This window comes from Leptotrichia massiliensis (genome assembly GCF_900104625.1).
Lineage (GTDB): Bacteria > Fusobacteriota > Fusobacteriia > Fusobacteriales > Leptotrichiaceae > Leptotrichia > Leptotrichia massiliensis.
Window position 1 is genome coordinate 368,566 of record NZ_FNVZ01000004.1, and the last position, 14,237, is coordinate 382,802.

The following is a 14,237-nucleotide window of genomic DNA, read 5'->3' on the forward strand; positions in this document are numbered from 1 at the left end:
AATATAATATCATACTTAATTTGATTTGTCAACACTTTTTTATAAAAAAATTGAATTTCTTTAAAATTTATTATTTTTTACATTTTTATCACTATTATTTTCTGTAATCCGTTTAATTCATTTTCGATTTCATCATTTGCTGATATTTTCATAGTAACTCTGTTTGAGTAATTTTTTTCTAATATTTCTATCCTAAATTTTTCACTATTTGTACTTAAAAAAGCCTCTATTTCTAAAGTATTTTCATAATCATAATCCAAAATAAAAATTGATTTTTCCACATATTCCACAATTTTTGCTTCATTAACGGCCAGTTTTGCAGTTTTTGCATAATTTCTTATAAGTCCGCCTGCTCCCAGCTTTATTCCTCCAAAATACCTTGTTGCAACTATTACTACATTGTACACATCTAAAATGTTAAGTATTTCCGCCATTGGTTTTCCTGCTGTATTGCTTGGCTCTCCATCATCATTGTACTTAAAATATTCCTGACCATTTTCCATTACTCTGTAAAGTGGTACATTGTGGGTTGCATTTGGGTGCATTTTTTTTATTGAATTAATAAACTTTTCAGCTTCAATTACTGTTGAAACTGGTTTAATATAGCCAATAAATTTTGATTTTTTTTCTTCAAATTCGATTATTGTTTCTTTTGCTACAGTTTTCAACTTTTCCTCCTTTCATAAATTTAAAATGATATTATTATGTTATCATAAAAACAAAACTCAGACAACTATTTTTCTAATTAAGTCTATCTGAGTTTCTATAATTTCTTATTGAGTTACTGGCTGTATCTGTACATATCCTTCCAACTGCTTAAATTTATTTGTACTTGTGAATTTCTTTTGTATTCTCTTGTAATCGGCATCTGTCAGATTTTTAGCTTCTGCTCCTCTATCAGAATACATGCTTTTCATAAATATTGCTACTTCAACCATGCTAAATACTTCCATATCAGCTTTTTATATGATTTTTATCTTGAGTCTTCCCATCCCTTTCTTTTTCCTTTTTTCTCTCATTTTTCAAAACTTCATCCAGCAGCTTAATTACTCTTGTGTTTTCAAATTCTTTTCGATATTTTGATACCACATTATCATCAGCAACGGATAGCATTTGTGCAACCGCAAGATAAAGTGCCAACTCTGATTGTTCATTAAAATAAACATCTTCATAAGTTACATCCTTTGTTGAAACATTTTCTAAATAATATTTAACTGCACTTTCTATTCCATAATTCATCATATTTTTTGCTATTTTTACCTCAGCAATTTTTAGCTTAAATCCTCGCACGTAGTCATCAGGTATTCCAAATTCCTTTTGATTTTTTTGAATTTTGAAATAATCAATTATTCTTTGATATTTATTAATTTCTTTCTTTTGACTATCCAAAGTTTCTTTTCCATTATCTAAAATTTCTTTCACACTTTCACCATAGGTCGCTGTATCTCCTAAAATCTCTTCTTCATTTGGACTTCCACCATCATCTTTATTTTGTATAATCCCCTTTTTATCATCATAAGAAAATCCATCTGGCAAATCATTTGCTTCACTATTAGTTTCTTCTCCCTCTTCAACAAAATAATCACCCAATGTTTCAATAAACATTACCATATCCAGATTTTCACTTAATGTATCGACAAGTTCTAATGCAACAGAATTCTTGTAACGACGTTTTATAAGATTGTAGTAAAATTTTGCTTTTTTTTCATCTCCTTTTAGTTTATAATAGGTAAATTCGTTTGAAAGTTTATCAAATTGTGGTGAATATGGAGCGATTTTATCCATATATTCTCTTGCTTTCCTAAAGTCTTTCTTTCCACCAACCATATATGCCCCTACTAGAACTGATCCCAGTGTTTCGTTTCTTTCATCTTTTCCATATATTTCTTTTAGTTTTAAAAGATTATCTTTTTCTTTCCCATCTTCCGTAAAAAAATTTTTTTCGTCTCTAATGTCATATTCAAACTTTATCGTTTCATCAATTACATCTTGCTTTATACCAATTTTTGAAAGTCTATCCTGTATAAGTTCAGCTCTAGTATATGCTGATAGTTCACCTCCCAATGTTAAAAGAAGTGGTAATGATAACGTTACAAACATTCTTTTCATAAACTTTCTCCTCTTTCCTAATTTACCATTTTTGACAGAAAATCCTTGTCTTTTTCAGTTTCTTTCTGAATTTTTTTAGCAATCCAAGTATCTTCCAATTTTGCTCCATTACTTATTTTTAGTAAATCTTCTTTTATTTCTTCATTCATTATTACAACATTAAAGTAAAGTATAACTTCAGCACGCAAATTATAATTTTGTATTTCCTCATTTACACTTTCATTTACAATATTATCCAAATATTCTGCAACAGCCTGTTTCACTTCCCCTTTATCAAATAAATTACGTATTTTATTCAAATAGTAAGTCAACTTCATAAAATAATATTCTTCATCAGAAACTCCCACTTTTCGACGCTCATTTTCATTTTTAAGTAATTTTAGCACTTTTTCGGTAAGCATCTGCTTTTCATCAAAATTTTTTGCCACAAAAATTTTTGCTAGAGTTACCACAACTGTGTCGTTATATTTTTTAGGAATTTCATACATATATTTTTCAAAACTTGATATATCTCCCTGATCCAGGGCATACATCATTTTTGAAAAAGTTTTTTCATATTCATATGGTGTATATTTTACAAATAAATCAAGGTATTTTTTATAATCTCCACTTATTTTTGATTCAAAAATTGTAATCAAAGCCTGTGACGCTATATAATTTCTTTCGTCTTTTTGAAGCAATTTTTCCAGCTTTTGCACTCTCTCACGAATAATTATCTCATCATTTTCAAAATACTGTGTATCCCTAATTTCGTAGTCCAATGCCACCGTTTCATCAATTAATGCCTGCTTTAATCCAAGTTTTGATAATGTTTCTTGAATTTTCTCTTTCTGAGTAAAACCATATATCCCAAAATTTATCATTAAAAATATTCCAAAAATCAAAAATAATTTTCTCATATTTACCACATCCTTAAAATTTTGATAAAAATATTTGTGTATTTAATATTTATCTTTACAGCTATAACACTATATTATATCCCATATTTTCAATTTTCAAACACTTTTATTGTATTTTCTTTCACTTTTTTAAAAAGTTAAACTTATATTTATGCCTGCAAGCCGTAAAAAAAACTCTACAATTGTTAAAAATCCCTGTGTTAAAACTGTACTTCCCAAATAAACAATTACAAAAATAATCAAAATTCCGTATCTTTCAATTTTATTGTAAAATTCCCTAATTCTATACCCTGAAAGTGAATACACTATTCTACCCCCATCTAACGGTGTTATCGGTATTAAGTTAAACAATCCAAGTAAAAGATTTATTAAATAAGTATAAAGCAGGATTGTCATAAAAATATTCTCAATATCCAGATATTTATTTCCAAATTTTAGTAATACAAGTGAAGTTCCCGCAAGAATAAAATTTACTACTATTCCAGCGATTGCAACACAAAATAACCCAAGCCGATGTGGTCTTAAATTATAAAAATTAACTGGAACAGGCTTTGCCCAACCCACCAAAAATTTAAATCCGCTCAAAAGTATGAGAATAGGCAGAATTATTCCTGTAAAATCAATATGTTTTAAAGGATTTAGCGTTATTCTTCCTTTTCTTTTTGCGGTGTCGTCACCAAATTTGTAAGCCACATAGCCATGTGCCACCTCATGAAGAGTCATTGATATTACAAAAACCACAAGTGAAATTATCATGTCTCTTGAGATTTCTGCTGCAAAAAAAATCCTTCCAATAAAATAAATAATAATTGCAACAATAATCCCCAGTTTTATTTCTGAATATTCAGGATTTAAGACCTTAAATCTGTTATAATAATTTTTTACTATTTTCACAAAACTTCCTTTCCAAAATCGTATGTTTCTAATTCATCTCTAAAATTCATCACCCCAAAATTTAGTTCCTTTTGAATAAATTATATCAAATTTTCCTAAAAATAACAAAATATTTTAAAAATTTGATGTAGTAAAGTATTTAAATCTTTTTTCACAAATAAAAAAACAACCCTTATATAAAAGTTGTTGTTTTTAACGAATAATTTAATCCTTATTTTAATGGATACTCTATTTTAACGAGTGGCAAAAGTCCACGATTATTTATTAGCATGCCACCAGTTTCAATCCTTATTTTAATGGATACTCTATTTTAACCCGTACTTTTGAGAAAACCCTTTATTTATCGGTATTACAGAAATTTTTTCAGACAGTAAAATCGCATTTTTTTGCTTAATTTTTGTTATTTTTTGATGTTTTTTTAGCATTTTCCATAACTCCTAGCCTGCATTTTTAGTGGCTTTAAATAGATTTTTCTCTAGTTTTATTATTTTTGGTAGTGGTAGGAATTTTTACCACAAATTTATTTTACCACATTTTTTTGATTTTTCAAAGTTTTTTTTAAAAAAGGAGTATCAAAACTGATACTCCAACTAACCTTTTTTTATTACATTTTGTTTTTACTATTTTTTGAACATTCCAGTAACTTTGTCTGCTAATCCCTTAGCTCCTTCTACTGTCTTGTCTAATGCTTCTTCAGCACCTTTTTTAACATCTTGAACGACTTTATTATTTGCAGCTTTTTCTGCTAAATCTTTTGCTCCTTCAACTGTTTTTTCTAGAACATCTTCAGTTCCTTTTTTAATATTCTGAGCAACTTCACTTCCTGCAATTTCCTTTGTTTTGTCAGCAGCCTTGTCAGCTAAGTCTTTTGCTCCATCTACTGTTTTTTTAAGAGCATCTTCTGCTCCTTTTTTCAAATCATCAAAATTCATAATCTTTTCCTCCATTTTTATTATTATTTATAATTATTAAATAATTATCTTATTCTACAGTTACCGATTTTGCCAAGTTTCTTGGCTTATCCACATCATTTCCCTTTAATTTTGATAAATAATACGCCAATAACTGATGAATTACAATTGTAGGGAATCCTGCATAATCATCTTCCACATTTGGAATATAGAATACTTCATCAGCCACTTCTTCTACAATTGTGTTTCCTTCTTTTGCAATTGCGATAACGTAAGCTCCTCTTGATGTAACTTCTTTTATATTTGATACAGATTTTTCAAACAAGTCAGACTGTGTAACATTTACAACAACTGGGACTCCATCTGTAATTAGTGCAATTGTACCGTGTTTCAATTCTCCTGAAGCAAAAGCCTCTGAATGAATATATGAAATTTCCTTAGATTTTAATGCACCTTCCACAGCGATTACATAATCAAGTCCACGTCCAAGATAAAACATGCTTTCGCTATCTTTAATCTTGTTTGCAACATCTTTTATTTTTTCATCGTATTCTAGCATTTTTTGAATACTTTGTTCCACTTCATACAGTTTTTTAATGTCTCTATCAGCTTCATCCTTTGTAATTTTTCCAAATTTATATGCAAAGTCTATTGCCATCAAGTTTAAAATTACCATTTGAGTAGTGTATGCCTTTGTAGAAGCAACGGCAATTTCAGGTCCTGCCCAAGTGTAAATAACGTGATCCGCTTCCCTTGCTATCGAAGAGCCAACTACATTTGTAATTGCGACTACCCTTGCTCCATGTCTTTTTGCCTCTTTCATAGCCTCAAGCGTGTCTAAAGTTTCTCCAGACTGACTTAATACAATAACCAATGCCTTATCGTCAATCACAGGGTTTCTATATCTAAATTCTGACGCAATGTCAACATCTACACGTATTCTTGTTTTTTTCTCAATAATATGCTTTCCAGCAAGCCCAGCGTGGTAAGCAGTTCCGCAAGCCACAATATAAATATCATTGATTCCATTCAAATATTCCCTTGTAAGCCCCGCATCATCAAAATTAATGTTATAATTTTCATCAACTCTGCTGTTTAAAGTTTTTACAAGCACTTCTGGCTGTTCAAAAATTTCTTTTTCCATAAAATACTCATAACCACCTTTAGAAGCAGCTTCCAAATCCCACTCAATATGAGTTATGTCTCTTTTTATCTCGTTTCCTTCTACATCCATAATTTTTACAGAATCTTTTTTTATTTCCACAATTTCATTATTTTCAATCAAGTATACATCCCTAGTATATTTTAAAATTGCAGGAATATCTGACGCAATAAAGTTTTCTCCATCTCCAAGCCCTATAATAAGCGGACTTTCCTTTCTTGCCGCAATAATTCTGTCAGGCTCGTTCACAGACATAATCCCTAGTGCATAGGCTCCTTTTATAACTTTTAACAATTTCTTTACTGTTTCAAGCAAGTCCCCAGTATAAAGCTCATCCAATAAATGTGCCACAATTTCCGTATCAGTTTCTGACTTAAACTCATACCCTTTTGCAACTAAATCTTTTTTTAATTCCAGATAATTTTCAATGATTCCATTGTGAACAACAACTAATGTTTTATCCTTGTTAAAATGAGGGTGTGAATTTTCATCAGATGGCTTACCATGAGTTGCCCATCTTGTATGCCCTATCGCAACTGTCCCTGAAAGTGGATTTTTTTTCAGCTCATCAGCCAAATTTTGCAATTTCCCAACTTTTTTCACAATCTCAAATTTCTCATTTCCAGTATTAACAGCAATCCCAGCCGAATCATAACCTCTGTACTCTAATTTTTCCAACCCGTCAATAACAAATTCCTGAGCATTTTTCGCTCCAATGTAACCTACAATTCCACACATAATTTTTCTCCTTCATAATATAAAATTACTAGAAAATGTTACTATAATACCTTTGTAACTCCAATTACTCAGAATTTTTGTATATTATTAAGGTTGTAACCACCTAAAGAGCATCCGCCGATTATTTCGATAACTCTTTCCCTCGTCTCCTTTATCCATAATTTTATCCTAATTATTTTTAAAGGACTGGCGCTTTTTAATTTTTATTTCCTAGTCAAATGATTATACCAAATTTTTTATATTTTTTCAATATGCAAACTTTTTTCATTAAATAAATATTATTATTTTAGTGTTAACTTAATATTCAATATTACTTTCTACAATTGCTCCATGTGAATGAATTACAAATATTCAAAACAGAATAAAAAACCTTTAAAATTAAACTATTTTTCATACATTTTATAATCTAATATTTAAAGGGATTTTATTATTTTACACTAAATATTCTTTACTCTTTCCAAAAATAACTCTTGCAATTTCACAGCTTCCCCATCTTCGGTATTCGCTCCAACATATTCAAAATCTTTTGGCAATAATTTTCTTAATCTATCGATGGAATTTCCCATTGCATAACCTTTTCCAACCATTGTAAGCATTTCAAAGTCATTTTCTCCATCTCCAAAAGCTACCGCATCCTTTAATTCCAAGCCTTCCCTTTCTAGCAGAAATTTTGCTGCAGCTCCCTTGTTTGCTCCTTTTGCCATAACTTCCATACAATAATCACTGACAAAAATAACATTTACATCGTCTGTTATTTTCAAGATAGCTTTTTCCAAGTTGATAAGTTGCTCATGGTCTCCAATATAAAATATTTTTAATATATCCAAGTTTTCTAATTCATTTTTTGGAAGTTCCTTAAAGTCAACTTTTACATCTCTTGAAATCCTATCATACACTTTTTGAGCGGTTCCCTTTGTGATAATCCAGTCATTCCCTGAAAAAATGTTTAAATGTGAACCTTCAGCAATATTTTCGTAATCCAACCCCAATATTGCTTTTGCTGATTTGCTTGACAAGCCCTTTTCATAAATCATATTTCCATCTTCATCAAAAATCCTTGCCCCATTTGCTGCTATAATTGGAATTTTTACTTCAAGCTGTTCAGTTACATATCCGATTTGATCATAACTTCTTCCTGACGCAATATAAAAATTTACTCCTTTTTTTATTATTTCCTTTATTACATTTTTAGTAAATTTAGTAACATGATGACCTCTACTTAATAAAGTTCCGTCTAAATCACTTATAACTGCTTTATACATAAACTTTTCCTTTCTTGTCACTTTATTTTTATAAATCAAATAATTCTCTTACTTTTTTTGCCATCCCATCATTTGCATTACTGCCAATAACTTCCGTATCTGTCAATTTTTCAAGCAACAAATAAATCGAATTTCCCATTGCAAATCCAAGCCCTGTTTCTGTTATCAAGTCATAGTCATTCAGCCCATCCCCAAATGAAACAGCATCTTTTAATGTAAGTCCATCTCTTTCCAGCACCACTTCTGCTGCTTTCGCTTTGTTACAATCTGCAGGAAAAACTTCCAGACTTCCTTCATTTGCAAATAAAAGGCTTATGTTTTCCTCTCCGACCACTCTTTTTATCTCATTTTCTAATTCCAGAAGTTCATCGTGATCTTCCCCAAGAAAAAATATTTTTGCAAAATCACGTTTTTTAAATTCGCTAGGAGTAATCTGTTTTGGGTATCTAGTTCTATCCGGTTTTTTATTATAAAAATATTCTCTCAAATCTTCAGTAACAAACCAGTTTGGTCCAGAATACCCAGTTATAATAATATCTTTCCCAAACGCTTTATAATCAATATTAAGAACCTTGTCCAAATATTCTCTTTTCAGCCTATTTGAAAAAATCTCATTTCCATTTTCATCAAAAGCAGCAGAGCCATGTGAAGTAATCAACGGAATTTTTACCCCAAGCTCATCCATAGCCTCTTTTGCTCCCAAATAATTCCTCCCAGTTGCAATATAAAACTTAATCCCCTTTTGTAATAACAATTTCACTGTTTCCCTAGTAAATTCACTTACTTTGTGTTCTGCATTTAAAAGCGTACCATCCAAGTCACTTACAATAGCCTTAAACATTTTATTTTTTCTCCTTCTTTTTATGTTAAATAATTTTTTTATTTATATTCTTTAGATGAAAAATTTTTTATAAAAATAATTTTGAAAATTCATTCATAAATTCCTGTTCATCAAAAGGTTTTGATAAGAATGCCTTTGCTCCAGCTTCTTTTCCCATTTTCATATAATTTGGAAACATAACCATTGTACTGCAAATCATAATTTTGGCTTCCTTGTCAAAGTCTGTAATTACTTGTGTGGCTTTTAATCCATGCATTCTTGGCATATTTATATCCATTGTTACAATTGCAGGATTTATCTTTTTATACATTTCCACAGCTTCCAAGCCATCATTTGCCTCGTATACTTCGTACCCTTGATCTTCTAGAATGTCCCTTATATCCTCTCTAATAAATGGCGTATCATCTACAACCAATGCAATTTTAGTCATTATTTCCCTTCACTTTCTATTTTATTTCTTTAAATAATTTTATTAAATATTAAATAATTCCCTTACTTTTTTAGCCATTCCATCTTCAGCATTACTTTCGATAATTTCAGTATCTGTTAATTTTTCAAGCAATCTGTAAATTGAGTTTTTCATTGCAAATCCAAGTCCAGTCTGAGTTATTAAATCATAATCGTTAAATCCATCTCCAAATGAAACAGCATCTTTTAATGCAAGTCCATCTCTTAATAGTAAAAAACCTGCAGCTACAGCCTTATCGCAGTCTTTTGAAAAAATTTCCAGACTTTTTTCATTTACAAATACGATATTGACTTCTCCATTCGTAACTTTTCTGACTTCCTTTTCAATTTCCAGCAATTTTTCATGTTCACCTAGAAAAAATATTTTTGTAAAAGCAAGTTTTTTAAACTCTTTCCACTCAATCTGCTCTGGATATTGCTTTCTATTTGGCTTTTGTATATAAAAATAATCTCTGGCATCTTCTGTTACGTACCAATGATTGCCTGAGAATCCATTTAAAATTATTCCTTTATCGAATGATTTGTAATTAATTGAAAAAATTTTATCCACATATTTCTGCTCAATATTGTTGACGTAAATTTCTGCTCCATTTTCATCTACAATTCTGGCACCGTTTGATGTAATCAAAGGAATCTTCAATCCAATTTCATCCATTATTTCCTTTGCTCCAACATAACCCCGTCCAGTCGCAATATAAAATTTTATTCCTTTTTTCAGTAATAATTCAATTGTTTCTTTCGTAAATGGACTAACTTTATGCTCTTCATTTAAAAGCGTCCCATCCAGATCACTTACAACAGCTTTATACATAATAAAATTTCCTCCTACATTGATTTTAACACATTCCCTAAAAAATTTGAATTAAAATTTTTTTAAACTTGCCAAAACTTGCCTATTAGTGATACAATATTTTGAGAAAATAAAATTTGTGAGGTGAAAATAATGGGAACATTTGAAGATTATTTAAAATTTGAAGTTACTGAAGCTCAGGAAGATGAAAAGCAACTAAGAATTATAGAAAAAATTTCTTTATCAGAAGAAACTGAAAAGGCTATAAAAGGTATAGACAAGGATATTACAATTATCGCCGTAGCACAAGTTTACTGTCCAGATTGCCGTGCAACTGTCCCTTTCCTAAAAAAATTCAGCGACTTGAACAATAAAATAAAAATTGACTACCGTTCAAGAGAAACTGCCAAAGAATTTTTTTCAGATACAGATGAAAGAATAAAAATACCTACATTAATTTCGTATGTTGATGGAAAATATAATACTTTTTGGAATGAATTTCCAGATGTAGTAAGAAAGGAAATGGATAAAAATCCAGAAAATTTTGAAGACATTAAGTATAATTTTAGAATTGGAAAGTTTAATGCAGAAATTGAAAAAGAACTGGTTGATTACTTGACTTCTTTATAAAAAAAATAAAAAGCAGGGAATAAAAATATTTACATTTTCTTTCCTTGCTTTATTTATAATCAGCCCTTTTTTAATCAAACTGATAAAATTAAACACATCAGAAACATTATAGCTTGACTTTAACCTTTAATTTTCAAAAAAAATGTAAGAACGTTTAAAATCCAGAATTGCAAAGGGTAGAAAATATAGAAAAACCATTTGTGAATAGGCACTTCGCTCCCTTTTTTTCCATTGTATAAAAATATAAATGGTAAAAATAAAAATGTTAAACCATCGTTGTTGTAGCAAAAATCATCAAACCATAATGCCAAGCTAGGATATTCAGATGAACTTAGTGGCAGGAATAATGAAATATATAGCATATTTAAAATTAAAAATGTTATTACCTGTTTTTTTTCTATTTACATAAAATGCCCAAAAGCTAATCATTGTAAATAAAATAACCTTTATTATTAAAAATATATAAAATTCTCTCAAATTATTTCAAAGCCAAACTGAATAAGCATCAATTTTTAAATTTGCTTTTAAAATAATTTTACTATACTACAAATCCCAAAACGAAATCTCAATATCTTCACTTTTAAAATTATTATCTATTTCAGTATTTTCAATTTCTTCATAAAAAACTTTATACATCTTGCTTTTATACTTAAAAGTCTTCATTTTATCTAAATTCTTTTCCAAAAACGAGTTCTCATAACTTCCGATCATAAAAAAATCACAATTATAGCCTTTATTTTGAATAAATTTTACAGCTTTTATAAATTCATTTTTATTTTTTTTCTCATCTGCATTTTTATCCTTTAAAACAAAATCCACATACAAAAAATTTGAAATTTTATTGATTTCAGGCATTTCTGGATATCCAAAAAACGCTATCACTTTTCTAAATTTATACAAAAGTTTATAAATTTTTTTGTAATCTGTCACAATGTATTTTTTATTTGTCTTATTTTTCAGATAAATTTCAAAATTTCCATAGTTCAAAATTTCTTCATACTTCACTATTAAATCGCCTTTTTTCAAATTTTTTAAGCTAAAAAATACAATGTTTTTATAAAATTCATAAATTGGCATACTTTTTCGCCTTTTTGTCAAAATTTTTTGTGCTATTTTATTTTCTTCCAAAATAGTTGTAATTATGTTTTTTACCCCAAGTTTTTTTGCTTCTGTTATCAGCATTTCATAAGCCTTGCCAAAATTGACTTTATTTCTATATTCTTTTTTTATTCTAAATGAATTTAAATACCCGATATTATTTTTAAAAATAGAACAAGCCCCAACACCAACAAGATTGTCATTTTCAGTATCAATTCCTACCACGATAATCGGAGTTTTTTCGCTATCCTTATGCAATGATTCAAACAAATTCGGCACTTTCTCATATTTTACCTGTACAAGCGATTCCATTTCCTCTTCATCTAGAATATTTCTTATTTCATCGCTATAATCACTATTTTGAATAATTTTAAATTCTATTTTTTTCATCTTTCCCCAATCTTCTGATTAAATCCCGTGCCATAACTTCTTTCCCAGTCGCAGGAAAAAATTTATCATAACCATTCAGAATAATCTTTTTCCAATTTTCAATCAATTCTTCCTTATTCTCCCCAAATAAGGGAATTAACGGAAATTTAAAACACAAATTCTGAACCAGATCTCCACAAAACAAATATTTCTCATTATTTTTTTCATCGAAAACTGCAACCGAAACCGAATCATTTGAATGTCCTTTTGTTTCAATAATTTCCATATTTCCAAAACCGTATTCTGAAAGTAAAATCTTTTCCTGTTGTAAAAAATCAATAAAAATAACTTTTTCTATATCATTTTTCTCTAATTTTGAAAAAATATTTTTACTAAAATTCTTTTTACTTTTCAATTTTTTAGAAATTTTTTCTGTAAACCAATAAAATCCATTTGGAATAACACTTTTTCCTGTTTCTAATACATTTTCAGAATTTCTATGTGCAATAACTTTAACATCTCCAATTTCATCAATGAGCATTTTCAGATTTCCCACATGATCAGAATGGGAATGGCTTAGAACTATCACTTTTATCTTTTTTATATCTCCAATTTTTTGAATCAGCTTTTTCAAAATTTCTTTATTTTTCACATTTATTCCCGTATCCAGCAATAAATATTCATCATTTTTATTTTTAAATAAATACAAATTATTTAGACCTATTTTTATTTTTTCTATCATTTTTAGAAAGCTCCTTGATATTTTAATGAAAAACCTGCCAGTCCAGTAAATAGAACTGACAGGCATAAGGTGGGAAGAACAATGGGAATTTACTTAATTATTTTTGACTACTAAAAAACAAAAAATCAGCGATTATAACTGCTAAAACAGTCAAATCCCAGTTCCACCTCCTAACTTTATAACATGGCATCAAGGTTTGTGAAGCCTTGACAAGTGATTATAACATAAAAAAAAGTCCCATTCAATAATGAACAAGACTTTTTTTCACAATTTGCCATATTATAACCGTTAGGTTTTTATTCATAAGTATTGTAACACTTCTAAAGATAAATTTCAATACTAAAAAATTAATTTTTTTTATTTTCTGTGGTATAATTTATTGAATAGATTATATTTAAAGGAGCATTTTATGAAAACAACCATAGATTTTATAATATTCTCAATTTTTTATATTTTTATAAAAATCTTTAATTTTCTTTCACCCAAAATTCGTCTAAAAATATCTGAATTTATTGGTGTTTTGCTTTTTTATCTCATTCCAAAAGGAAGAAAATTGTCGTATCGTAACTTAAATTTGATTTTAAATGAACAAAATAGTTTTAATTATTCAAAGAAAAAAATCAAGGAAATTGCGATAAAATCTTATAAAAATACAGCAAAGTCGTTTTTACTGCCCTTCTGGATTTATGAATATTTTGAAAATTTTTCGCCAAAAATATATAATTCTGAATTACTGGAAAAATTAAAGAGTGAAAATGAACGGATTATTCTTGTTACTTCACATTTTGGATTTTTTCACGCCAGCCTTTTTCCAACGAGAAACGATACAATGTTTATTCCAATTAGAATTATCTCAAACAAATTTATTGAATCTTATATGGATAAAATCCGTTTTAAGAATAACATGACTTATTTTCCAGAACAAAATTACAAATCTTTTTTGAAAAATAAAAATTCAAAGGGCGTTTTTGTGCTTTTAAGTGACGTACGAAAACCAGATGGGGATAAAATCACATTTTTTGGCTTACCTACCACTAATTCAGGCTTTCCTGCCTATTTTTCCAAGAAAGAGAATATTCCGATTGTTATTATTCACAATGAAGTTGATGAAAACAATATTTGCCACATTTTTATAGACAAAGTTATCCATCCTGAAAATTACAAAAATAGACACGAAATAATGAAATCTATTTTAACTGAATACGAAAAAATTATCTTAAAACTGCCAGAGCAATGGTTCTGGTTTCAGGACAGATGGCGGGATGGAATCTAACTTTTATTTTTCCTGTCCTTGAGTTTCAATATATCTTTTAAAAACTTACTG

General features: G+C 28.9%; 15 protein-coding genes. 2 read left to right on the top strand and 13 right to left on the bottom strand.

The window, feature by feature from the left end; all coding sequences use genetic code 11:
- Positions 1–77: 77 nt before the first annotated feature.
- From BQ5344_RS03065 to BQ5344_RS03115, 11 genes are all read right to left on the bottom strand, one after another.
- On the bottom strand, positions 78–668 hold the full coding sequence (locus BQ5344_RS03065; protein ID WP_071124112.1) for an IMPACT family protein: 591 nt from the start codon (positions 666–668) through the stop codon (positions 78–80).
- A 105-nt stretch (positions 669–773) separates the two neighbouring features.
- On the bottom strand, positions 774–938 hold the full coding sequence (locus tag BQ5344_RS03070; RefSeq protein ID WP_205407988.1) for a hypothetical protein: 165 nt from the start codon (positions 936–938) through the stop codon (positions 774–776).
- Positions 939–954: 16 nt separating this feature from the next.
- Positions 955–2,109, bottom strand: coding sequence for a hypothetical protein (locus BQ5344_RS03075; protein WP_071124113.1), 1,155 nt, complete (start codon positions 2,107–2,109; stop codon positions 955–957).
- A 17-nt stretch (positions 2,110–2,126) separates the two neighbouring features.
- On the bottom strand, positions 2,127–3,008 hold the full coding sequence (locus BQ5344_RS03080; RefSeq protein WP_021768269.1) for a hypothetical protein: 882 nt from the start codon (positions 3,006–3,008) through the stop codon (positions 2,127–2,129).
- Positions 3,009–3,137: 129 nt separating this feature from the next.
- A complete protein-coding gene (locus tag BQ5344_RS03085; protein WP_021768268.1) occupies positions 3,138–3,902 on the bottom strand; it encodes a site-2 protease family protein in 765 nt (254 codons plus the stop codon).
- Positions 3,903–4,522: 620 nt separating this feature from the next.
- The gene (locus BQ5344_RS03090) at positions 4,523–4,834 is read right to left on the bottom strand and encodes a hypothetical protein (protein ID WP_036069836.1); all 312 of its coding nucleotides are present in this window, start codon (positions 4,832–4,834) and stop codon (positions 4,523–4,525) included.
- A gap of 49 nt (positions 4,835–4,883) precedes the next feature.
- On the bottom strand, positions 4,884–6,713 hold the full coding sequence (gene glmS / locus BQ5344_RS03095; protein ID WP_071124114.1) for a glutamine--fructose-6-phosphate transaminase (isomerizing): 1,830 nt from the start codon (positions 6,711–6,713) through the stop codon (positions 4,884–4,886).
- A gap of 437 nt (positions 6,714–7,150) precedes the next feature.
- Positions 7,151–7,975: a Cof-type HAD-IIB family hydrolase gene (locus BQ5344_RS03100; protein WP_036069848.1), complete on the bottom strand. Its 825-nt coding sequence runs from the start codon at positions 7,973–7,975 to the stop codon at positions 7,151–7,153.
- Between the two features lie 28 nt (positions 7,976–8,003).
- Positions 8,004–8,816: an HAD family hydrolase gene (locus BQ5344_RS03105; RefSeq protein WP_021768262.1), complete on the bottom strand. Its 813-nt coding sequence runs from the start codon at positions 8,814–8,816 to the stop codon at positions 8,004–8,006.
- A gap of 67 nt (positions 8,817–8,883) precedes the next feature.
- Positions 8,884–9,246 carry a response regulator gene (locus BQ5344_RS03110; RefSeq protein ID WP_071124115.1) on the bottom strand — a complete coding sequence of 121 codons (363 nt, stop codon included), beginning with the start codon at positions 9,244–9,246 and terminating at the stop codon, positions 8,884–8,886.
- A gap of 42 nt (positions 9,247–9,288) precedes the next feature.
- Positions 9,289–10,095, bottom strand: a complete 807-nt coding sequence (locus tag BQ5344_RS03115) for a Cof-type HAD-IIB family hydrolase (RefSeq protein ID WP_071124116.1) — start codon at positions 10,093–10,095, stop codon at positions 9,289–9,291.
- A gap of 132 nt (positions 10,096–10,227) precedes the next feature.
- On the opposite strand from BQ5344_RS03115, the gene BQ5344_RS03120 reads away from it, so the two are divergent.
- A complete protein-coding gene (locus tag BQ5344_RS03120) occupies positions 10,228–10,704 on the top strand; it encodes a thioredoxin family protein (RefSeq protein WP_071124117.1) in 477 nt (158 codons plus the stop codon).
- Positions 10,705–11,247: 543 nt separating this feature from the next.
- Here BQ5344_RS03120 and BQ5344_RS03125 read toward each other — a convergent pair.
- Positions 11,248–12,192, bottom strand: a complete 945-nt coding sequence (locus BQ5344_RS03125; RefSeq protein ID WP_021768257.1) for a GNAT family N-acetyltransferase — start codon at positions 12,190–12,192, stop codon at positions 11,248–11,250.
- Positions 12,173–12,913 (bottom strand): MBL fold metallo-hydrolase, encoded by a 741-nt coding sequence (locus BQ5344_RS03130; RefSeq protein WP_021768256.1) that lies wholly within the window; start codon positions 12,911–12,913, stop codon positions 12,173–12,175. The genes BQ5344_RS03125 and BQ5344_RS03130 overlap by 20 nt, the downstream gene beginning before the upstream one ends.
- Before the next feature lie 409 nt (positions 12,914–13,322).
- On the opposite strand from BQ5344_RS03130, the gene BQ5344_RS03135 reads away from it, so the two are divergent.
- Positions 13,323–14,186: a lysophospholipid acyltransferase family protein gene (locus BQ5344_RS03135; RefSeq protein WP_021768255.1), complete on the top strand. Its 864-nt coding sequence runs from the start codon at positions 13,323–13,325 to the stop codon at positions 14,184–14,186.
- Positions 14,187–14,237: the final 51 nt, after the last annotated feature.